This window comes from Pseudomonas bharatica CSV86, from assembly GCF_000319305.2.
GTDB lineage: Bacteria > Pseudomonadota > Gammaproteobacteria > Pseudomonadales > Pseudomonadaceae > Aquipseudomonas > Aquipseudomonas bharatica.
Genome location: NZ_AMWJ02000002.1, coordinates 859,763 through 880,481, shown reverse-complemented (window position 1 = coordinate 880,481; position 20,719 = coordinate 859,763). Strand labels below are relative to the sequence as shown.

General features: G+C 63.0%; 22 protein-coding genes and 2 pseudogenes. 15 read left to right on the top strand and 9 right to left on the bottom strand.

The window, feature by feature from the left end; all coding sequences use genetic code 11:
* Positions 1 to 50 precede the first annotated feature (50 nt).
* Complete coding sequence (locus tag CSV86_RS17735; RefSeq protein WP_009399577.1) at positions 51 to 983, top strand: D-2-hydroxyacid dehydrogenase; 933 nt, start codon at positions 51 to 53, stop codon at positions 981 to 983.
* A gap of 94 nt (positions 984 to 1,077) precedes the next feature.
* Here the strand turns inward: CSV86_RS17735 and CSV86_RS17730 are convergent, their stop codons facing one another.
* Positions 1,078 to 1,671, bottom strand: a complete 594-nt coding sequence (locus CSV86_RS17730) for a nitroreductase family protein (RefSeq protein WP_009399576.1) — start codon at positions 1,669 to 1,671, stop codon at positions 1,078 to 1,080.
* Positions 1,672 to 1,825: 154 nt separating this feature from the next.
* Between CSV86_RS17730 and CSV86_RS17725 the strand changes: the two genes are divergently transcribed.
* Entirely contained in the window at positions 1,826 to 2,275 is a 450-nt protein-coding gene (locus tag CSV86_RS17725; RefSeq protein ID WP_009399575.1) for a YcgN family cysteine cluster protein, read from the top strand.
* 36 nt (positions 2,276 to 2,311) lie between these two features.
* Positions 2,312 to 3,532 carry a hypothetical protein gene (locus CSV86_RS17720; RefSeq protein ID WP_009399574.1) on the top strand — a complete coding sequence of 407 codons (1,221 nt, stop codon included), beginning with the start codon at positions 2,312 to 2,314 and terminating at the stop codon, positions 3,530 to 3,532.
* Positions 3,533 to 3,655: 123 nt separating this feature from the next.
* Here the strand turns inward: CSV86_RS17720 and CSV86_RS17715 are convergent, their stop codons facing one another.
* The 3 genes from CSV86_RS17715 to CSV86_RS17705 form a co-directional block, all read right to left on the bottom strand.
* Positions 3,656 to 4,018 (bottom strand): YgaP family membrane protein, encoded by a 363-nt coding sequence (locus CSV86_RS17715; protein WP_009399573.1) that lies wholly within the window; start codon positions 4,016 to 4,018, stop codon positions 3,656 to 3,658.
* A 67-nt stretch (positions 4,019 to 4,085) separates the two neighbouring features.
* The gene (locus CSV86_RS17710) at positions 4,086 to 4,556 is read right to left on the bottom strand and encodes an RNA methyltransferase (RefSeq protein WP_009399572.1); all 471 of its coding nucleotides are present in this window, start codon (positions 4,554 to 4,556) and stop codon (positions 4,086 to 4,088) included.
* A 60-nt stretch (positions 4,557 to 4,616) separates the two neighbouring features.
* Positions 4,617 to 4,991: a YajD family HNH nuclease gene (locus tag CSV86_RS17705; RefSeq protein ID WP_009399571.1), complete on the bottom strand. Its 375-nt coding sequence runs from the start codon at positions 4,989 to 4,991 to the stop codon at positions 4,617 to 4,619.
* A gap of 129 nt (positions 4,992 to 5,120) precedes the next feature.
* On the opposite strand from CSV86_RS17705, the gene CSV86_RS17700 reads away from it, so the two are divergent.
* On the top strand, positions 5,121 to 5,402 hold the full coding sequence (locus CSV86_RS17700; RefSeq protein ID WP_009399570.1) for a hypothetical protein: 282 nt from the start codon (positions 5,121 to 5,123) through the stop codon (positions 5,400 to 5,402).
* Here CSV86_RS17700 and CSV86_RS17695 read toward each other — a convergent pair.
* On the bottom strand, positions 5,399 to 7,456 hold the full coding sequence (locus CSV86_RS17695; protein WP_009399569.1) for a S9 family peptidase: 2,058 nt from the start codon (positions 7,454 to 7,456) through the stop codon (positions 5,399 to 5,401). The two genes, CSV86_RS17700 and CSV86_RS17695, sit on opposite strands and share 4 nt — an antisense overlap.
* A gap of 82 nt (positions 7,457 to 7,538) precedes the next feature.
* On the opposite strand from CSV86_RS17695, the gene CSV86_RS17690 reads away from it, so the two are divergent.
* From CSV86_RS17690 to CSV86_RS17665, 6 genes are read left to right on the top strand one after another with little or no spacing between them, the layout of a single operon-like run.
* Complete coding sequence (locus tag CSV86_RS17690; RefSeq protein ID WP_009399568.1) at positions 7,539 to 8,021, top strand: hypothetical protein; 483 nt, start codon at positions 7,539 to 7,541, stop codon at positions 8,019 to 8,021.
* Between the two features lie 14 nt (positions 8,022 to 8,035).
* A complete protein-coding gene (locus CSV86_RS17685) occupies positions 8,036 to 8,812 on the top strand; it encodes a class II glutamine amidotransferase (protein ID WP_009399567.1) in 777 nt (258 codons plus the stop codon).
* A gap of 11 nt (positions 8,813 to 8,823) precedes the next feature.
* Entirely contained in the window at positions 8,824 to 9,345 is a 522-nt protein-coding gene (locus CSV86_RS17680; RefSeq protein ID WP_009399566.1) for a DUF2937 family protein, read from the top strand.
* 25 nt (positions 9,346 to 9,370) lie between these two features.
* Positions 9,371 to 10,123, top strand: coding sequence for a 5-oxoprolinase subunit PxpA (locus CSV86_RS17675; RefSeq protein ID WP_009399565.1), 753 nt, complete (start codon positions 9,371 to 9,373; stop codon positions 10,121 to 10,123).
* Complete coding sequence (gene pxpB, locus CSV86_RS17670; protein ID WP_009399564.1) at positions 10,120 to 10,815, top strand: 5-oxoprolinase subunit PxpB; 696 nt, start codon at positions 10,120 to 10,122, stop codon at positions 10,813 to 10,815. Before CSV86_RS17675 ends, pxpB begins: the two co-directional genes overlap by 4 nt.
* Positions 10,812 to 11,732 carry a 5-oxoprolinase subunit C family protein gene (locus tag CSV86_RS17665; RefSeq protein WP_009399563.1) on the top strand — a complete coding sequence of 307 codons (921 nt, stop codon included), beginning with the start codon at positions 10,812 to 10,814 and terminating at the stop codon, positions 11,730 to 11,732. Before pxpB ends, CSV86_RS17665 begins: the two co-directional genes overlap by 4 nt.
* Before the next feature lie 107 nt (positions 11,733 to 11,839).
* On the opposite strand, the gene CSV86_RS17660 is transcribed toward CSV86_RS17665, so the two are convergent.
* The 3 genes from CSV86_RS17660 to CSV86_RS17650 form a co-directional block, all read right to left on the bottom strand.
* Positions 11,840 to 13,018: a vWA domain-containing protein gene (locus CSV86_RS17660; protein ID WP_009399562.1), complete on the bottom strand. Its 1,179-nt coding sequence runs from the start codon at positions 13,016 to 13,018 to the stop codon at positions 11,840 to 11,842.
* A gap of 18 nt (positions 13,019 to 13,036) precedes the next feature.
* Entirely contained in the window at positions 13,037 to 13,882 is an 846-nt protein-coding gene (locus CSV86_RS17655; RefSeq protein WP_009399561.1) for an AAA family ATPase, read from the bottom strand.
* Between the two features lie 137 nt (positions 13,883 to 14,019).
* Positions 14,020 to 15,093: a DUF748 domain-containing protein gene (locus CSV86_RS17650; protein ID WP_009399560.1), complete on the bottom strand. Its 1,074-nt coding sequence runs from the start codon at positions 15,091 to 15,093 to the stop codon at positions 14,020 to 14,022.
* Between the two features lie 127 nt (positions 15,094 to 15,220).
* Between CSV86_RS17650 and cysK the strand changes: the two genes are divergently transcribed.
* Both cysK and CSV86_RS17640 read left to right on the top strand, forming a co-directional pair.
* Positions 15,221 to 16,195 carry a cysteine synthase A gene (gene cysK / locus CSV86_RS17645; protein ID WP_009399559.1) on the top strand — a complete coding sequence of 325 codons (975 nt, stop codon included), beginning with the start codon at positions 15,221 to 15,223 and terminating at the stop codon, positions 16,193 to 16,195.
* 282 nt (positions 16,196 to 16,477) lie between these two features.
* Positions 16,478 to 16,699, top strand: a pseudogene (locus tag CSV86_RS17640) (aspartyl beta-hydroxylase); the annotation flags it as partial.
* Between the two features lie 178 nt (positions 16,700 to 16,877).
* On the opposite strand, the gene CSV86_RS17635 reads toward CSV86_RS17640, so the two are convergent.
* The gene (locus CSV86_RS17635) at positions 16,878 to 17,192 is read right to left on the bottom strand and encodes an ArsR/SmtB family transcription factor (RefSeq protein ID WP_000349485.1); all 315 of its coding nucleotides are present in this window, start codon (positions 17,190 to 17,192) and stop codon (positions 16,878 to 16,880) included.
* A 141-nt stretch (positions 17,193 to 17,333) separates the two neighbouring features.
* Between CSV86_RS17635 and CSV86_RS17630 the strand changes: the two genes are divergently transcribed.
* The 3 genes and pseudogenes from CSV86_RS17630 to CSV86_RS17620 all read left to right on the top strand — a co-directional run.
* Positions 17,334 to 18,338 carry a permease gene (locus tag CSV86_RS17630; protein ID WP_040363373.1) on the top strand — a complete coding sequence of 335 codons (1,005 nt, stop codon included), beginning with the start codon at positions 17,334 to 17,336 and terminating at the stop codon, positions 18,336 to 18,338.
* A gap of 12 nt (positions 18,339 to 18,350) precedes the next feature.
* On the top strand, positions 18,351 to 19,628 hold the full coding sequence (locus CSV86_RS17625) for an ISL3 family transposase (protein ID WP_000610830.1): 1,278 nt from the start codon (positions 18,351 to 18,353) through the stop codon (positions 19,626 to 19,628).
* A 58-nt stretch (positions 19,629 to 19,686) separates the two neighbouring features.
* A pseudogene (locus CSV86_RS17620) lies at positions 19,687 to 20,406 on the top strand (aspartyl/asparaginyl beta-hydroxylase domain-containing protein); the annotation flags it as partial.
* Between the last annotated feature and the right edge of the window lie 313 nt (positions 20,407 to 20,719).

The following is a 20,719-nucleotide window of genomic DNA, read 5'->3' as shown; positions in this document are numbered from 1 at the left end:
GGGGCCGGTCCCGACCGGCCCTCCCGCCGTTCTGCAAGGTTGTAATCGATATGCGCGTTCTGATCGCCGAACAGGATCACGCTCTCTATGCCCGTCTGCTGCGCGAGGCATTGCCCGAACTCGAAGTGCTCACCAGCGGTGATTCCGCCGAATTGTCGGCGCAGGCAGCGCAGTGCCCGGTCTGGCTGGGCCAGCCCGACCTGCTGGCGTCCCTGCTGCGCCAGGGGCACCGCCCTGGCTGGGTGCAGTCGACCTGGGCCGGCATCACGCCGCTGCTGGCCGAGGGCCTGCCCCGCGAATACCGGCTGACCCGGGCCGTGGGTATCTTCGGCCAGGTCATGGCCGAGTACGTGCTGACCTACATGCTCGGTCACGAGCGTGAAGTGCTGACCCGCCTGATGAGCCAGGTCGAGCGCAAGTGGGACGGGCGTCCGGGACGCAGCCTGGACGGGCGTCGGGTGCTGATCGTCGGGACCGGTGACATCGGTTGCGAGGTGGCGCGTTTCCTCGTGCCGTTCGGCTGCAAGCTGTATGGCATCGCCCGTTCGCCCCGCCCGCTCGAGCCCTTCATCGAAGTGGCCGGGCTGGACGAGATCGGCCGGCTGGTGGGGCAGGTGGACTATGTGGTCAACCTGCTGCCGGATACCCCGGCGACCCGCGATATCTATGACGCTGCGCTGTTCCAGCGCTTCAACCCGGACGCGTTGTTCATTAACGCCGGGCGCGGTGTGGCAGTGGTCGATGGCGACCTGGTAGAGGCGCTGACCAAGGGCCATCTGGCCGGGGCGGTGATCGATGTGTGCCGCCAGGAGCCGTTGCCGCGCAATCATCCGTTCTGGACCGCGCTAGGGCTGCTGCTGACCGGGCATAGCTCGGCGCCGACCTCGCCGGCGGCGATGGTGCGGTTGTTCGTTGAGAACCTGGGGGCTTATCAGCGGGGCGACGGATTGCGCGGAAAGGTCGATTTTTCGCGGGGCTATTGAGACCGCTATCGCCGGCAACGCCGGCTCCCACAAGGTTCGGTGGTGTACTCGATACCTGTGGGAGCCGGCGTTGCCGGCGATTAGGCCATAAGGCTTACAGGGTGAAGTCACCCTCGGCCGCCAGCTCGTTCAGCGGCCGGCGCGGGCTCGGTACTTCACGAGCCTGCAGGTACTCGGCCAGGGTCGCCTTGTCACCCAGCTTGCCGATCGCCACTGCGGCGTGCAGGTCGTAGCCTTCGGGAATCTTCAGCTCCTTGCGGGTCAGTTCCTGATCGAAGCCGGCCATGCCGTGGGTGTGCCAGCCGCTGATGCTCGCTTGCAGCGCCAGGTGCCCCCAGGCCGAACCGGTGTCGAAGGTGTGCCACAGGGCCGGCGTCTCTTCGCTGGCGCCCGGTGCGGTGAAGGTGGTCTTGGAGATCACGATCACCAGTGCCGACGCATGCTGCGCCCAGCTGCGGTTGAATTCGTTGAGCAGGCCCAGGTAACGCTCCCAGTTCGGCGTATCGCGGCGGGCGTAGAGGAAGCGCCAGGGTTGCGAGTTGTAGGCCGAAGGCGCCCAGCGCGCGGCCTCGAGGAAACTCAGCAGGGTTTCTTCGGAAATCGGCTCGCCGGTGAAGGCTCGGGGCGACCAGCGCTGGATGAACTGTTCATGGATGGCATAGTCAGCGATACGAGGGTTGGCGCTCATGACGGATTCCTGGACAGGGGCGAGAACTGAAATGGTTTGCAAAACTACAACTGTCGGCCACACCCTGACAAGCGGTCTGGCAAAGGCGCAACGCACGTCCTAGACTGGCGCCGCCCCGCAGGGCCGAAGAATTTTGAAACAGGATCATCGCAACATGCAGGCAAGCTCCGCGCCGTTCTGGACCCGCAAAACCCTCGATCAGCTCGACGCCGCCGAATGGGAGTCGCTGTGCGACGGTTGCGGCCTGTGCTGCCTGCAAAAGCTCGAAGACGAAGACGACAACAGCGTCTACTACACGCGCATCGCCTGCAAATTGCTGGACCTGAACACCTGCCGCTGCAGCGACTACCCGAACCGCTTCGAGCACGTGCCCGACTGTATCCAGCTCACCCCGGGCAAGGCCGACCAGTTCAAATGGCTGCCGCCCACCTGCGGTTATCGCCTGGTCAGCGAGGGCAAGGACCTGCCGGACTGGCACCACCTGGTCTGCGGCGACCGCGAGCAGGTGCACAAGCAGCGCATTTCGCAGGCGGGGCGCATGCTCAGCGAGAACAGCGTCGCCGAAGATGACTGGGAAGACTATCTGATATTCCGCGCCAGCTAAGCTGGCGCGTTTCGCGTTCGTGCAAGGAGTCGGGCAATGCCTGTGCGTCACCCTCTGGCGTGGGTCCTGTTGCTGCTGGCGAGCGATGCCGCCTGGGCCAGGAAAGTCGATCTGGATTACCACGTGCGCCTGCTGCCCCAGAGCGGCCAGGCCGAAGTGCGCCTGACCCTGGCCGATGGCGCCCAGGTGCGCAGCCTGGATTTCGACCTGGGCAGGGAAGGCCTGTATAGCGATTTCAAGGCCGACGGTCCGTGGCTACCGGCGGCGGACCGCCAACGTGGGGTCTGGCAGCCGGCACCGGGCAAGTCCAGCCTGAGCTACAAGGTACGGCTTGATCACAAGCTGAAGAACGGCAGCTACGACAGCCGTATCGCGGCGAACTGGGCGCTGTTCCGCGGTGATGACCTGGTGCCGCCAGCGCGTCTCGACCAGCAGGATGGCACCGAACTGGTGGCTCGCCTGAGCGTCGATCTGCCTGCCGGCTGGAACAGCATCGAGACGGCATGGCCGCGGATTGGCAAGCAGCGTTTTCGCATCGACAACGTTTCGCGCCTGTTCGACCGTCCGACCGGCTGGATGCTCGCCGGTACGGTAGGTGTGCGACGTGCCCGCCTGGGCGAGACCGAGGTCAGCGTGGCCGGTCCGGTCGGGCAGGGGCAGCGCCGCATGGATGCATTGACCTTGCTGACCTTCGTCTGGCCGCAGTACCAGGCGGTGTTCCCGCGCAATCCAGCGAAACTGCTGCTGGTCGGCGCCCGTGAACATCTATGGCGAGGCGCACGGGCTGCGCACGACTCCATCTACCTCAACAGTGCCAGCGCGCTGGTCAGCGAAAACGGCAGCAGCCCGTTGTTGCGCGAGCTGGTGCGGGTGTTTGCGCGGATCAACGACCGTGAAGGCAGCGACTGGATCGGCGAGGGGCTGGCGGAGTACTACGCTACCGAGCTGCTGCGCCGGGCCGGTGGCATCAGTGATGACCGCTACCAGGCATTGCAGAAGCGCCTGAACAAGGAAGGCAAGGCGGTGACCAGCCTGCGCGGCGAGCAGGCCAGCGGAGCGACCATCGCCCGCGCGGTGTTGCTGTTGCAGGCGCTGGATCGGGAAATCCGTGTTCATACTCACAACAAGCAGTCGCTGGACGATCTGGTGCGGGCATTGATGCGGATGAACAGCGTGAGTACGGCGGAGTTCGTGCAGTTGGCCGAGAGTGTAATGGGGCGGGAGTCGGAGGTTTTGCGCACTCCGCTGCTTCAGTGACCGACCTTCAGGGCCCTATCGCTGGCAAGCCAGCTCCCACAGGGCTGCAGTGATCTCAAGATCTGCACTCAACCTGTGGGAGCTGGCTTGCCAGCGATGAGGCCCTGAAGAGCACAGCAAATCTCAGGGTTTTGGACTGACCAGCGAATCGTTCCCGGTCACGGTGGCACTCTTGGTCGCCGCCTCCGCCGCATCCTTCAACGACTTCAGCTCGCTTCCGGTGCGTTCGATCTTCGCCCGGATCCCGTCCAGGTCCTGGCGTCCTTTCTCCAGCAGGCTTTTCGCCGAACAATGCCCGGTGACCCCGCGGGCCAGCACGGCGCCGCCAATGGCCATCTGGACCAGCCCGAACAGACCGCCACGACGCAGGCCCTTGCCCAGCATCACTACCCCGGTGAATACCGAGCCCGCTCGCTCCCAGCCCTGGACGTTGTGCTCGGGTTTGCTCTGAAAGGGCGTTGCCGGAATCTCTGGCTTCTGGCGCATGAGCGCTTCTCCTCTTGAGTGACGTGATAGTCAGCAGACCGCCGGCTTGCGCCCGGCGTTCAATCGCTTACTTGAAGCGCGGCCCGGAGCGGGTGTTCAGCCCTTTGGCCATGCGGTCGTAAAGCACGACGTTGACCGTGGCGGCCAGGTTCATGCAACCGTTGGTCGGGATGTAGATGGTCTCCTCGCACCAGGCGCGGACGTCGTCGTCCAGGCTGCCGTCCTCGGGGCCGAAGATGTAGATGGCACGGTCCGGATGGGTGTATTCCGGCAGGGGCCGAGCGCCTTCCACCAGTTCCACGGCCACCGGGGTACAGCCCAGGGGAATGATCTTCTGCAGGTCGTCGATGCCGATCAGCGGGATGTCGTAGTGAACCCGCTTGGTGTCGGTGACGAAGTCGCGAGCGCGTTCGTAGCGCTTGCCGGTGTAGAACACCGAGTTCACGCCATAGCAGCCGGCGGCGCGCATCACCGAACCGACGTTTTCAGGGGATTTGGGGTTGTACAGGCCGATGCAGCTGTACCTTTTGTTCGCCACGTGCCGGGCCCTTCGCAAAAAAGACGCGATTATACGGGCTCGGCGCGGCGTGCTGCGACTTCAGTCCTTCTTGTTGAGCATTCCGGCGAGGGCGGCGAAGGGGTTGTGCGTGGCCTTGGCGATGGACGGCGTGCTCAGCGAGCCTTCGCTGAAGTACTGCTGGTCGGTATAGCGCGAATGCTCGTTGTCGTGGCAGTACAGGCACAGCAGTTCCCAGTTGGAGCCGTCCTGGGGATTGTTGTCGTGGTTATGGTCGCGGTGATGCACGGTCAGTTCGCTCAAGCGCTTGCCGGAGAACTCCCGGGCGCAGCGGCCGCAGACATGCGGGTACATGCGCAGGGCTTTCTGCCGGTAGCCCCGTTCATCGTCGCGCTTGGCGTCGGCGAGGATGCGGTCGAGCCGCGCGGTGGCAGCGGCGGAGGAGGCGTCAGTCATGTTCTTACCTGTTCAGGCTTGGGTTGGCACGGTTTCGCCGTCAGTTTAGCGCCAGTACCGCTTCCTGGGCAGGCAATCCGCTACATGGCGGAGTAGTCTGTATGGCATGACCTCGACCAGGAGCCCCGCATGCGTCTGACGAGCATCCTGCTGTATTGCGTCGCCAGCCTGGCCACCGCCCAGGCCGACGACCTGCAACCGCGCGTGATCGCGCCGGTGCCCGGGGCGCCGGGTACCGCGACGCCCACGCCCTATCCGCAAATCACCCCATCGATGCCACCGAAGGCCGGCGACGGCAGGCCGGGCGGCCCGTTGCTGCCGCCCATGCCATTGCCATCGCCGCCCAAGGATCAACCGCTGCCGGGGCTGATGCCGACGCCGGACAAGACTATGGACAAGACCAAGGACTAGACGCTCGCCACACCCAGCTCGTCCAGCACGAAGGCGTACTCCAGCGCCACGTCGCGCAGGCCCTGGTAGCGCCCGCTCATGCCGCCATGGCCGGCGCCCAGCTCGGTCTTGAGCAGCAGCGGATTGCCGTCGGTCTTGGTGACCCGCAGCTTCGCCACCCACTTGGCCGCTTCCCAATACTGCACGCGGCTATCGTTATAGCCGGCGATCACCAGCAAGGACGGATAGGCCTGGGCCTTCAGGTTTTCGTAAGGCGCGTAGGCCTTGATCCGTTGGTAAACCTCCGGCTCCTGGGGATTGCCCCATTCGTCGTATTCGGTGACGGTCAGCGGCAGGTCCGGATCGAGCATGGTATTGAGCACGTCGACGAACGGCACCTCGGCAATCGCCACCTTGAACAGCTCGGGACGCTGGTTGAGCACCGCGCCGATCAACAGGCCGCCGGCGCTGCCGCCGCTGATCGCCAGCTGGCTGGCGCGGGTGATGCCGGACGCGATCAGGTGTTCGGCACAGGCGATGAAGTCGCTGAAGGTGTTGGCCTTGTGTTCCTGCTTGCCGGCGCGGTACCAGGCTTCGCCCAGCTCGCCGCCGCCACGCACGTGGGCGATGGCAAAGGCCACGCCGCGGTCCAGCAGGCTCAGGCGGGCATGGGAGAACCACGGATCGAGGCTTTCGCCGTAGGCGCCGTAGCCGTACAGGTAGAGCGGCACCGGCTGGCCAAGGTCGCTGCGACGCTGGACCAGGCTGATCGGCACCCGCGTGCCGTCGCTGGCCTGTGCCCAGAGGCGCTGGCTGACATAGGCGTCGGCATCGAACTCGCCAAGCACCGGCGTTTGCTTGAGTACCACCTGTTCGCCAGTGGCGAGGTCCAGCTGGCGCACCTGGGCCGGGCGGTTCAGGGCTTCGTAGCGCAGGCGAATGCGCGTGCTGGTGAACTCCAGGCTGTCCTGTACGTACAGACTGTAGGCAGCGTCCGGCAGTTGCACCCGGTAGGCCGGCAGCCCGCAAGGGCGCACTTCGATGATCGGCAGGCCGCCCTCGCGCAGGCTCAGGGTCAGGGCGCCGGCATTGAGGGTCAGGCCCTCGATCATCACCGTGTCGCTGTGGGGCACCAGTACCTGCCATAGGTCGCGGGTGGGCACGCGGTCACCGGGAGCGTGATAGAGGGCGAAGTTGATGCCGTCCTGGTTGCTGCGCACGAACCAGCGCCATTCGCCGTCGAGCTTGCCGTGGTCGGCGTCGTATTCATGGCCTTCGACCCGTGGCGCCAGGCAGGCGAACGTGCCGCCCGGGGTGTCGGCATCCAGTACCCAGGCTTCGCTGGTGGTCTTGCTGTTGAGCGACAGCACCAACTGGCGCTCGGAGCTCGAGCGGTAGCAGTGGAGGAAGAAGCGCCCGTCGTTTTCCTCGAAGACCGGCTCGGCCTCGGCGCTGCCGAGGCGGTGGCGGTGCAGGCGGAACGGCCGGTGGGTGTCGTCCAGCTCGGTGAAGAACAGGGTCTGGCTGTCGTTGGCCCAGGTCATGCTGCCGTCGCAATCGTCGAACGGGAGTTCGCTGATCGCGCCGCTGGCCAGCTCCTTGACGTACAGGGTGTAGATCTCGTCGCCGCTGGTATCCAGGCTGTAGGCCAGGCGCTGGTGGTCCGGGCTGACGTTGAAGGCGCCCAGGCTGAGGAAGCCGCCGGCAGCCAGTGCGTTGGGGTCGAGCAGCAGTTCCTCGCGGCTTTCGTCCACCGTGTTGGAATCATCGGCCGGGCGTGGGCAGCGATAGTGTCGGGCGTATTCGTCGCCGGCGGTGGTGCGGGTGTAGTACAGATAAGGGCCCCAGGGCGAGGGCAGGGACAGGTCGGTTTCGAGGATGCGGCCCTTGATTTCCTCGAACAGGGTTTCGCGCAAGCCGGCCTGGCCGGCGAGTTGCGCCTCCTGGAAAGCGTTCTCGGCCTCCAGGTAGGCCATCACCTCGGGAGCGTCGCGTTCCTGCAGCCAGGCATAGGGATCCGCGCCTTCGCCCCGGCGGGCGATCGGGGCGGACAGGGCTCGGGCGGAAGAGGACATATGCGGTTCCTTGGCTGGGGGGCGCCTGCGCGCGGAAAAATCGCTATCATAAGCGCCTGTTTGCCTACCTACCACGGACGCCATGACCGAAAACGACTATCTGTTCGCCTGGGGCCTGTATGCCCTGGCCGCCCTGGGTTGCCTGTGGGTGGGCTTTCGCCTGACCGGCTGGATGTGGCGCTGGCTGCGCGAGCCGCTGCGGGTGTTGCTGGCCGTGCTGCTGTTCACCCCGACCATCGTCGATCCGGCCAAGGACATCTTCGCCCCGGCCATCGCCATCAGCGCCCTGGACCTGGCCTTCAAGGTCGGCAACAACGTCTGGCGCGCTGCCGCCGACCTGGCGATGTACGGCATGATCGCCTTCGCCCTGTACCTGATCTTCGTTGCCATCCGCATGCCCCTGGAGGCTCGCGCCCGGGCGCGCCGCGAACGCGTTGAAGCTGCGAAGAAGCGCGAGGCCGAGGAAATCCAGGCCGAGCCCGCCGATAGCCGTGCGCGCTATCGCGACGAGCCACCCGAGGCGCCGCCGGGCGGGGCGCGCCAGCGTCTCGAACCACGTCTGTAACTGGAGGCCCGAGCATGTGTGAACTCCTGGGCATGAGCGCCAACGTCCCTACCGACATCGTTTTCAGCTTCACCGGCCTGATGCAGCGTGGTGGCCGTACCGGCCCCCACCGTGACGGCTGGGGCATCGGTTTCTATGAAGGCCGCGGCCTGCGGGTATTCCAGGACCCGGCGGCAAGCTGCGAATCGGAAGTCGCCAGCCTGGTGCAGCGCTATCCGATCAAGAGCGAAGTGGTGATCGGCCATATCCGCCAGGCCAACGTCGGCAAGGTCTGCCTGTCCAACACCCACCCCTTCGTCCGCGAACTGTGGGGGCGCAACTGGTGCTTCGCGCACAACGGCCAGCTCGCCGATTTCAATGGCCTGACCAGCTTCTACCGGCCGATCGGCGACACCGACAGCGAAGCGGCCTTCTGCGACCTGCTCAACCGCATCCGTGAAGCCTTTCCCGAGCCGGTGGACGTCGAGCAACTGCTGCCGGTGCTGGAGCAGGCCTGTGCCGAATACCGTGGCAAGGGCGTGTTCAACTGCCTGCTGAGCGATGGCGACTGGCTGTTCTGCTTCTGTTCGACCAAGCTGGTGCACATCACCCGGCGTGCGCCATTCGGCCCGGCGCGGCTCAAGGACGTGGACATGATCGTCGACTTCCATGCCGAAACCACGCCCAACGATGTGGTCACGGTCATCACCACCGAAGCGCTGACCGAAAACGAAACCTGGAACCGCTACGAGCCCGGCCAATGGGGCCTGTGGCGCAAGGGCGAATGCATCGCCAAGGGCCAGACCCGCTAAGGACGAGCCAAATGCTGAGAAGCTACCTGCGGTTGATCCTGTTCACCTGTGGTCTGTTGCTGGGCGTCCAGGTGCCCGGCCTGGTCAATGACTACAGCCAGCGCGTGCAAGCCCACGTGCTGGAGTCCCGCGAGGGCCTGAAGGGCTTCCAGCAGACCGCCCAGCGTTTCTTCAACGGTGATCTCCAGGCCCTGGTGCGGCATTACCGCGCCAGCGACGACCCGGTGTTCCAGAGCGATGCCGAGAGCATCGACAGCCTGGTCGCCCGCAACCGCATGCTGGAAAGCGAATGGCAGGCGTTGCAGGCCGGCTGGGCCAGCCGCACCTGGCATGTGCTGACCCAGCCCGACCCGGCGATCCGCGAGGAAACCTTCAAGGGCTACAGCTACCAGATTCTGCTCACGCCCGAGGCCGCGGCCTGGGGCGTGGGCTGTGCGCTGATCTTCGCCCTGGTGGTGGAGAGCATTCTGCTGCTGATCGGCTGGGTGATCATGGGTGGTCGGCGCAAGGCCGTGCAGCCAAGCTGGCGTTAACTTCATCTCTTCAACGGAGCCCGCCATGAGCCGTCTGCTATTGAACTGCGATATGGGCGAGAGCTTTGGCAACTGGACCATGGGTCTGGACGCCGAGGTCATGCCCTTCGTCGATTGCGCCAATATCGCCTGCGGCTTCCATGCCGGCGATCCCGGGATCATGCGCCAGACCGTCGCCCTGGCGGTGCAGCACCAGGTGCGGATCGGCGCCCACCCGTCCTATCAGGACCTGGCCGGCTTCGGCCGCCGCTCCATGGCCTGTAGCAACGAGGAAATCCGCGACCTGCTGCACTACCAGATCGGCGCGCTGGACGGCATCTGCCGGGTCCAGCGCACGCACTTGTCCTACGTCAAACCCCATGGTGCGCTGTACAACGACATGATGGCCGACCACCGCAAGCTGCGCGCCGTGCTCGAAGCCGTGGCCGCCTATGACCCGCCGTTGCCGCTGATGCTGATGGCCACTGCCGACGATACCGTTGCCCGGGCCCTGGGCGCTGAAATCGGTGTGCCGCTGTGGTTCGAGGCCTTCGCCGACAGAGCCTACGACGCTGACGGCCACCTGGTTTCCCGCCGCCTGCCGGGGGCGGTGCATCACGACCCGGCACTGATCGTCGAGCAGGCCCTGCGCCTGGCTCGTGGCGAACCGCTTACCGCCATCGACGGCAGCGCCGTGACGCTGCACGCCCAGACCCTCTGCGTGCATGGCGACAACCAAAGCTCGCTGGCCGCCGTGCGCCAGATCCGCCAGGCCCTGGATGCCCTGAAGACCCCATGAAGCCAAGGATCGAAGCGGTCGCCATCGACTGCCTGATGCTGCGCCTGTTCGAGTCCATCGACGAAGCCCACATGCCCTGGATGCTGGCGGCCAGCCGGCGCCTGCGGCAGGTGTTCGGCACGCGACTGGTGGAACTGGTACCGTCCTACACCACGCTGATGATCCAGTTCGATTGCTCACCTGGCGAGGCGCGCAGCCTGATCGGCGAAGCGTTGCGCGATCTGCAGCCGGACAGTGGCAGGGCAGGGCGGCGCATGGACATTCCGGTGTGGTACGACGCCAGTGTCGGCCCGGAACTCAAGGTGCTGGCGGCGCGTTGTGGCGTTGCGCAAAGCGAGATCGTCCGGCGGCATACCGGGCGTGAATACCAGGTGTTTGCCCTTGGTTTCGCCCCCGGTTTCGCCTTCATGGGGTTGGTAGAGGAATCCCTGGCCTCGCCCCGCCTGGCGACGCCGCGCAAGCGCGTGGCGGCGGGCAGCGTGGGAATTGCCGAGCGGCAGACGGCAGCCTATCCGGCCTTGTCGCCGGGTGGCTGGAACCTGATCGGGCGTACGCCCGCTGCGCTGTTCGACCGTGACCGTGATGGCTACAGCCTGTTGCAGCCGGGCGACCGGGTACGTTTCGTGGCTATCGGGCGGGATGAATTCACCAGGCTGGGAGGTGACGACTCGCCGCTGGAGGAACAACCATGAACCACCTGCGGATCGAGGCCAGCACGCCCCTGTGTCAGCTTCAGGACCAGGGCCGTTTCGGTGTACGTCATCTTGGCGTGACCCAGGGTGGCGCATTGGACTGGGTGTCGGCGCGCTGGGCCAACTGGCTGCTGGATAACCCGGCGCAAGCGGCAGTGGTGGAAATCACCCTGGGCGGTTTTGCCGTGGAGGCCGACGCGGATTGTGTTCTGGCCCTGGCCGGCGCGGACCTGAACGCGCGGATCGACGGCGAGCCGCTGAAACCGTGGCGCAGCTTTGTATTGCGCCAGGGGCAGCGCTTGCAGTTCAGCCAGCCGTTGCTCGGTGCCCGGGCCTACCTGGCGGCGCCGGGTGGTTTCGATGCGCCCCAGGTGCTGGGCAGTTGCGCAACCGTGGTTCGCGAGCAACTGGGCGGGCCGGATGGCGCAGGTCGTGCCTTGGTCAAGGGCGATGAGTTGCGCTTTGCAGGGGCAGCGGCGGGGCGGGGGAGCGTGCCCGAGTTGCTGCGTCCGGGGCTGGAAGGCGAGGCGTGCCTGGACCTGGTGATGGGCGCGCAGTTGGGCGAATTCAGCGGGCAAAGCCTGTTCGATGCGTTCAACAGCCCGTGGCAACTGGACAGTCGCGGCGATCGCATGGGCATTCGCTTGCTTGGGCCGGCCTTGCGTTATCAGGGCAGCCCGATGATCTCCGAGGGCATCCCGCTGGGCGCGGTGCAGGTGCCGCCGGACGGGCAGCCGATCGTGTTGCTCAACGACCGGCAGACGATTGGCGGGTATCCGCGGTTGGGGGCGTTGACGCCGTTGGCACTGGCGCGGCTGGCGCAGTGCTTGCCCGGGGAGCGGGTGAGGTTCAGGGCGGTGCTGCAGGAATTGGCCTGGGCTGAAATGCAGGCATGGCTCAAGAGGTTTGCTGGCTGATAGGGCCTCATCGCTGCGGTGCGGCGGTCCGACAAGCCAGCTCCCACAGGTTCAGCGATCCCTGTGGGAGCTGGCTTGCCAGCGATGAGGCCCTCAAGAACACCCTCCTACTTGGACAGGAACCTCATACCTTCCTCCAACCCCCGCAAGGTCAGCGGATACATGCGGTCCTCGATCAGTTCGCGGACGATATTGGTCGAGGCCGTGTAGTTCCAGGTGTCCTTCGGATACGGGTTGATCCAGATAAGCTTCTTGAATTTCTCCATGAAGCGCTGCATCCACACATACCCGGCCTCTTCGTTCCAGTGCTCGACGCTGCCACCCGGCTGGGTGATCTCGTACGGCGCCATGGCCGCGTCACCGACGAACACCACCTTGTAGTCGGCGCCGTACTTGTGCAGCAGGTCCAGGGTCGAGGTGCGCTCCGAGGTGCGGCGCAGGTTGTTCTTCCACACCGATTCGTAGACGAAGTTGTGGAAGTAGTAATACTCAAGGTGCTTGAACTCGGTCTTGCAGGCCGAGAACAGTTCCTCGCAGATCTTCACGTGAGCATCCATCGAGCCGCCGATATCGAATAGCAGCAACAGTTTCACGCTGTTGCGTCGCTCCGGGCGCATCTGGATGTTTAGCAGCCCGGCGTCGCGGGCGGTGTGGTCGATGGTGCCGTCGATATCCAGCTCGTCCGCCGCGCCCTGGCGAGCGAACTTGCGCAAGCGGCGCAGGGCCAGCTTGATGTTGCGCGTGCCAAGCTCGACCTGGTCGTCGAGGTTCTTGTACTCGCGCTGGTCCCAGACCTTGACCGCCTTGCCCTGGCGCTTGCCGGCCTCGCCGACGCGGATCCCCTCGGGGTTGAATCCGCCCGAGCCGAACGGGCTGGTGCCGCCGGTGCCGATCCACTTGTTGCCGCCGGCATGGCGTCCTTTCTGTTCTTCCAGGCGTTTCTTGAATTCTTCGATCAGCTTGTCCAGCCCGCCCAGGGACTGGATCTGTGCGCGTTCTTCATCGGTCAGCTGGCGCTCGAACTCCTTGCGCAGCCAATCCTCCGGAATCAGCGCCTCCAGGTGCTGATCGAGGTTCTCCAGGCCCTTGAAGTAGGCGGAGAAGGCCCGGTCGAACTTGTCGAAATGCCGTTCGTCCTTGACCAGGATCGCCCGCGACAAGTAGTAGAACTCGTCCATGTCGGCGAAGGTGACGCGCTTTTGCAAAGCGTTGATCAGGTCGAGCAGTTCGCGCACCGACACCGGCACCTTGGCGGCGCGCATTTCATTGAACAGATTGAGCAGCATGGCGTTCGCCCCCTGGCCTCAGCGGTTGCCGCGGCGGCTCATGAAGGCCAGGCGTTCGAGCAGTTGCACGTCCTGTTCGTTCTTCACCAGGGCACCCGCCAGCGGCGGGATGGCCTTGGTCGGATCGCGCTCGCGCAGCACGGCCTCGCCGATGTTGTCGGCCATTAGCAGCTTCAGCCAGTCGACCAGTTCGGAGGTGGACGGCTTTTTCTTCAGGCCCGGGACCTTGCGCACGTCGAAGAACACGTCCAGCGCTTCGCTGACCAGGTCCTTCTTGATGTTCGGGTAGTGCACATCGACGATCTGCTGCAGCGTCTCGCGGTCGGGGAAGGCGATGTAGTGGAAGAAGCAGCGGCGCAGGAAGGCGTCCGGCAGCTCTTTCTCGTTGTTCGAGGTAATGATGATGATCGGACGCTGCTTGGCCTTGATGGTTTCGTCGGTCTCGTAGACGTAGAACTCCATCTTGTCGAGTTCCTGCAAGAGGTCGTTGGGGAACTCGATATCGGCCTTGTCGATTTCGTCGATCAACAGGATCACCCGCTCCTCGGATTCGAAGGCTTCCCACAACTTGCCCTTCTTCAGGTAGTTGCGCACGTCGTGGACCTTGTCCACGCCCAGTTGCGAGTCGCGCAGGCGGCTGACCGCATCGTACTCATAAAGGCCCTGGTGGGCCTTGGTGGTGGACTTGATATGCCAGGTGATCAATTTGGCACCGAAGGAGGCGGCCAGTTGCTCGGCGAGCATGGTCTTGCCGGTGCCCGGCTCGCCCTTGACCAGCAGTGGCCGCTCCAGGGTGATCGCCGCATTGACCGCCAGTTTCAGGTCGTCTGTGGCGACGTATGCGCTGGTGCCTTCGAACTTCATCTGTCCATCCTCATGAATACGGATGCCGGGAATGATCCATCCGGCAGAAAAATGTCATACGCGACTATACCCGCCGCCCTACACAGTGGGAACGCAGACGGCCCATTCAGTCTCTGAATGGGCCGTCACTCGGTGACTCAGTCAGACTTGGGCGCGGAACGCTCGTAACGTGCGTTGAAGGCCTGGATAAAGCCGTTGCGCAGGATCTGCAGCACGGCTTCGAAGGCGCTGACATCGCTCTGGTGCACGCTGCCGGACAGTTCGACCCGGGTGGCGAACTGGTTTTTCGGCTGGTTCTTCAGCACCGTCTCGGTGGCGCCGACCAGCGCTTCCCAGACCGAGCGGAAAATGTTCTTGTCCTTGTTCTCCACGTCCTGTTGCCAGTCGAACACCTCGACATCGCGCAGCAGCGGCTTGATATAGCCGGTCAGGCGGCCTTTTTCGGCCTCGGCCTCGATCACCACGTCGCCGTGGCCGGCCTTGAAGTCGAACTTGCCATAGGCGCTGGCGAAGTCGTTCAGGCGGCGCAACTGGATGTCGGTGGCGCGCAGGCGGAACTTGAAATCCTCGAAATTGCTCAGCGGATCGAAGGTGGCCTGGCTCTCCACCGGCGCATCGCCCACCAGCAGGGCCTTGCCGTCGAAGGTGGCGTCGCGCCGGCCTTGCTTGTCCACCACATTGGTCAGGTTGTGGATGCTGGCGTTGAGCTGGGTGGCCTTGAGGTCCACCGCCGGTTTGGAGTTGTAGTTGCGGAAGGTCAGGGTGCCGTCCTGGATCAGCACCTCGTTGAGGGTGATGGGCAGCAGTTTTTCCAGCTGTTGCCGCCAGTTGGTGCCCTGGCCGGTCTGCGAGGCCTGCTTGCTGCCGCCGTCGACGAAATTGAGTTCGGGGTTGAGGAAGGTCACTTCGCCGACCACGGCATGGTCGTACCACAACGAATGCCAGCTCACCGACAGGTCGATCACCGGTGCATCGAGCAACGGCACCGGCACCTTGCCTGTGGTCTTGACGATGGTCAGGCCGTTGATCTTGTAGGCTCCGCGCCACCAGGCCAGGTCAACGTCGGCGATCTGGCCGCGATAATCGCCCATGTCGGCAAGCTTGCCGTTCAGGTAGTCGCGCACCAGCCACGGCAGCGACAGGTGCAGAGCCAGCAACAGCACGAGAAGGCCGGCCAGCGTGGTCAAGGGCCAGCTATAGCGACGTTTCATCGGAGCCTCCAGATCCCGGATGAAAGGTTGACCGCGCTCGCTTGCATGGAGTTCGACCGGGGTAGACGCACCCCCATGGCAGGCTTACCCTTGTTTTTTTAGCTCGGTGCCAAAAGGACCTCCTGCCATGAGCCGTATCTTCGCTGACAACGCCCATTCCATCGGTAATACGCCGCTGGTGCAGATCAACCGCATCGCCCCGCGCGGGGTGACCATCCTGGCCAAGATCGAAGGGCGCAACCCGGGTTATTCGGTCAAATGCCGGATCGGCGCGAACATGGTCTGGGACGCCGAAAGCAGCGGCCGGCTCAAGCCGGGCATGACCATCGTCGAGCCGACTTCGGGCAACACCGGCATCGGCCTGGCCTTCGTCGCCGCCGCCCGTGGCTACAAGCTGCTGCTGACCATGCCGGCGTCGATGAGCATCGAGCGCCGCAAGGTGCTCAAGGCGCTGGGCGCCGAACTGGTGTTGACCGAGCCGGCCAAGGGCATGAAGGGCGCCATCGAGAAGGCCAACGAGATCCTCGCCAGCGATCCGGAGAAATACTTCATGCCGGCGCAGTTCGATAACCCGGCCAACCCGGCGATCCACGAGAAGACCACCGGTCCGGAAATCTGGAACGACACCGACGGTGCGGTGGATGTGCTGGTGGCGGGCGTCGGTACCGGCGGCACCATTACCGGAGTGTCGCGCTACATCAAGAACACCCAGGGCAAGGCCATCCTCTCCGTTGCCGTGGAACCGATCGCTTCGCCGGTCATCTCCCAGGCCCTGGCCGGCGAGGAAATCAAGCCCAGCCCGCACAAGATCCAGGGTATCGGCGCCGGTTTCGTGCCGAAGAACCTCGATCTGTCCATCGTCGACCAGGTGGAAAAGGTCAGCGACGACGAGGCCAAGGCCATGGCCCTGCGCCTGATGCAGGAAGAAGGGATTCTTTGCGGGATCTCCTGCGGCGCGGCCATGGCTGCCGCCGTGCGCCTGGCCGAGAAGCCGGAAATGCAGGGCAAGACCATCGTGGTGATCCTGCCGGACTCGGGCGAGCGCTACCTGTCGAGCATGCTGTTCAGTGACCTGTTCACCGACCAGGAGAACCAGCAGTAAGAGCAAACCTTTGTGTTGTGGCTGATGGCCTCATCGCTGGCAAGCCAGCTCCCACAGGGCCAGCACAGGTCTTGAGAGATGTGCAAGTACCTGTGGGAGCTGGCTTGCCAGCGATAGGGCCAGTGAGTTCACAGCTTGACCCGGGACAATGCACCCTCCCGACGGTTATTACAAAATCCCCAACACTGTCTATCAGGCGCCGGTTGTTCTTGCCGGGGCCTGTTCGGTTTATCATGGCCAATTTCCGGCCCTGAGCCTGAACGAGACTTCCAGGAGCATTGAATGACTTTTTCCTTTGTCGCCAAGGCAGGCGTGCTGCTGCTGTTCTTCGGCAGCGTCCTGTTCGTGCACCTGCGCGGCAAGGCCCGGCTGCCGGTGCTGCGCCAGTTCGTCAACCATTCGGCGCTGTTCGCCCCCTATAACTCGCTGATGTACCTGTTCTCCGGGGTGCCGTCCAAGCCGTACCTGGACCGCGAGCGCTTCCCTGAGCTGGATGTACTGAAAAAGGGTATCCGGAATTTCTGGTTGATAAAATGCCAAAGATGTAAAGAAGAAAATCTTTCTCAGCGGATTATCTGATTGATCCTCTTCAGCCTACTCTACTGCCAATTTTCTGTTTCCACCTTCGCCTGAGTCTTCATAGCGATGCTGACTAGGGAGGACAGCGAGAGCTGGGCAAGCGTCAAAGCGGTTCTGGTTCATGCGCAATCCGGACACCTGCACAACATTCCTCTTGTAAGAAACCGATCAAATTCTCTAGGTGCCCATACTCGGGTATACAGACAATCGTGCGGCTATGTTTCTCCTGCCGGATCAGCCCTACCTTGGCCATGCGCGCAAGGTGATGTGATAGCGTCGAAGCAGGAATACCCAGCCCCTTCTGGATATCTCCGACCGAAGCCCCATCATGGCCAGCTTTGACCAGAAAGCGGAACACGGACAGTCGGTGACTATTCCCTAGCTCAGCTAAGCTGGCTGCAACCTTTTCGTGATCCATAGCACGCCCCAATAATTCGATGTTTCTAGAATTATAGTTGACAGGTCGGATAAACGCAAGTAGGCTGCGTACATCATTTCGACAATACTAGAAATATAGGAGTAATATTGAATGTCATCTCAACTCCAAGACGCTCTAGGCATGTTCGCCTTTCTCGCTATCGAGCTATCGGTTTTATTCATTGGCATTAGCTTGCTGGTCGGAGTTCTTCAACGTCACATCCCACCATCCAAGGTGGAAGCGTTACTGACTTCCAGTGGGAAGCGAGGCTATTTTCTTGCTGCTGGTTTAGGAGCTATAACGCCCTTCTGTAGTTGCTCGACTATCCCCATGTTGAAAGGGTTGATTCGGGCACGGGCCGGTTTTGGGCCGATGATGGTGTTTCTTTTCTCATCTCCGTTGCTGAATCCTATCGTCGTCGGCCTGCTGGTTGCCACGTTTGGATGGACACTTACTGCTATCTATGTGCTCGCCGCTTTGGTGGTCGCGGTAGGTGCCGGATGGCTGCTTCACACGCTTGGCTTCGAGCGTTATGTGCGCCGGACGGCGACACAAGAGAGCAGTGGATGTAGTTCATCAGCAAGCCCGTGCAGTGCTACATCGACCGCATCGAGTTGCGGCACCAACAGCTGCGACACCACTCCGAAGACGGCTTCTTGCGGGGCTGATAGGAAGACAACAGTCTCTACGTCTAGCGAATGCTGTGACAGTCAACCCACTGTCACGGTTAAGAAAGAAGGGAAGTACAGTGGTGTGTGGCGGGAAGCTTGGTCGGACTTTATCGATGTGTTGCCTTACCTGCTCATCGGTATTGCGATTGGCAGCGTGATCTATGGTTTCATGCCCACTGACTTATTGGAGCAGTATGCAGGCCCAGATAATCCCTTTGCCATTCCAGTTGCCGCTGTCATCGGCGTGCCGTTGTATATTCGCGCTGAAGCCGTCATACCTCTGGCAGCGGCTCTGATGGCCAAAGGCGTGGGTGCCGGGACGGTGCTAGCGTTGATCATCGGCAGTGCCGGAGCCAGCCTGACTGAGCTCATTCTGTTGCGCTCTTTGTTCACGCTGAAGCTTTTAGCGGCGTTTTTAGCAGTCATTTTTGCTATGGCGATGATTGCCGGTTACGCCACCTACCTGTTTTTCTGATCAAGGCGGGAGATGATTAATTCGTTAAGCCTTCCTGGGTACCAGTTGGTGGATTCTGATGAGCAGAATGAAGACATACATTTTCGGCTTGAAGCACCTACACCAGTAGCCTGCGAGGGGTGCGGCGTGCAGGGTGAGTTCGTGCGGTTCGGCAAGCGTGACGTTCCCTATCGTGATCTGCCCATCCACGGCAAGCGGGTCACTCTCTGGGTGGTCCGCCGCCGATACACCTGCCGGGCCTGCAAGACAACATTCAGGCCCCAGCTACCGGAGATGGTGGACGGATTCCGTATGACACTGCGGCTGCATGAGTACGTGGAGAAGGAATCCTTCAACCACCCCTACACCTTTGTGGCGGCACAGACCGGCCTGGACGAGAAGACGGTGCGCGACATCTTCAACGCCCGCGCCGAGTTCCTGGGGCGCTGGCACCGCTTCGAGACGCCCCGCATCCTGGGCATTGACGAGCTATACCTGAACAAGCGCTACCGCTGCATTCTGACCAACATTGAGGAGCGAACCCTGCTCGACCTGCTGGCCACCCGCCGCCAGGACGTGGTGACCAACTACCTGATGAAGCTGAAAGACCGGCAGAAGGTCGAGATCGTCAGCATGGACATGTGGAACCCCTACCGGGCAGCGGTCAAGGCTGTGCTGCCCCAGGCCCGTATCGTGGTCGATAAGTTCCATGTGGTGCGCATGGCCAACGATGCCCTAGAGAGAGTGCGCAAGGGCCTCAGAAAGGAGCTGAAACCGTCCCAGAGCCGGACTCTCAAGGGAGACCGGAAAATCCTGCTGAAACGCGCTCACGAAGTCTCAGACCGGGAGCGCCTCATCATGGAGACCTGGACAGGCGCGTTCCCGCAACTGCTGGCCGCCTACGAGCACAAGGAGCGCTTCTACGGCATCTGGGACGCCACCACACGGCTCCAGGCAGAAGCCGCCCTGGACGAGTGGATAGCCACCATCCCGAAGGGCCAAAAGGAAGTCTGGAGCGATCTGGTCAGGGCAGTGGGAAACTGGCGCGAAGAGACCATGACCTACTTCGAGACGGACATGCCCGTCACCAACGCTTACACGGAGTCCATCAACCGACTGGCCAAGGACAAGAACCGTGAAGGGCGCGGTTACTCCTTCGAGGTGATGCGGGCACGAATGCTCTACACCACGAAGCACAAGAAGAAGGCACCGACTGCGAAGGTCTCTCCTTTCTACAAGAAAACCATCGGTTACGGACTGCCGGACTTCGCAGAGGAACTCAACTACGGAGTCGATCTATCAACCATCTGATAATGGTATCAGGTTGGTGGGGTAAAGGTGCCCCATCAACCATTAAATCCGTATACCCCTGAAAAACAACTGGCAGACCATCCGCGAAGAGGCCATGCACCTGTTCGACGAGGGCTATATCCGCGCCGCCGAGAAGGACAACGACGCCGGCTTCGGTTCGTTCTTCAAGAAGGGCTGGAAGCGCTTCTACCTGAAGTGGTACGACAAGGCCCTACCGTCGGCCGAGCTGCTGTGCCCGAAGACCGTCGAGCTGGTCAACAGCATTCCCAACGTCAAGGGGGCGATGTTCGCCCTGCTGCCGGGTGGCAGCCACCTCAACCCGCATCGTGACCCGTTCGCCGGTTCGCTGCGCTATCACCTGGGCCTGACCACGCCGAACTCGGACAACTGCCGCATCTACGTCGATGGTCAGCCGTACGCCTGGCGCGACGGCGAGGACGTGATGTTCGACGAAACCTATGTGCACTGGGTCAAGAACGAAACCGACATGACCCGGGTGATCCTCTTCTGCGACGTCGAGCGGCCGCTGAGCAGCCCGCTCATGACCAAGATCAACCGCAAGGTCAGCGCCTTCCTCGGCCGCGCCACTGCTCCGCAGAACACCGATGACGAGCGGGTCGGCGGGATCAACCAGGCCTATGCCTGGAGCAAGAAGTTCAGCAACGTCATCAGCACGCGGGTGAAAGCCTTCAAGCGTGCCAATCCGAAGGCTTACCGTGTGCTGCGGCCGGTGTTGGCCGTGGTGGTGGCTTACTTGCTGTACCGCTGGTTGTTCTGATTCGCTCTCGAGGGCCTCATCGCTGCGGTGCGGCGATCCGACAAGCCAGCTCCCACAACCCTGTGGGAGCTGGCTTGCCAGCGATGAGGCCCTCAAGGCTTGCACTATCAAAGTGCCAGGCCTATAGTCCTGAGCCTCTACATCTCACCCGAAGACTCGCTCATGCCAGCTTCCCCTGTAGCCCCAGTACTCGCTACCGCGCCCGACGCGGTGGTTGTCGTGCGCGGGTTCCAGCAGCCGGCCATCAGCCAGTCCCCACCTGTCAGAACCGTCGTGGCAGTGGTGGTAGTGGGCTGACGCCCGCTGCACACGC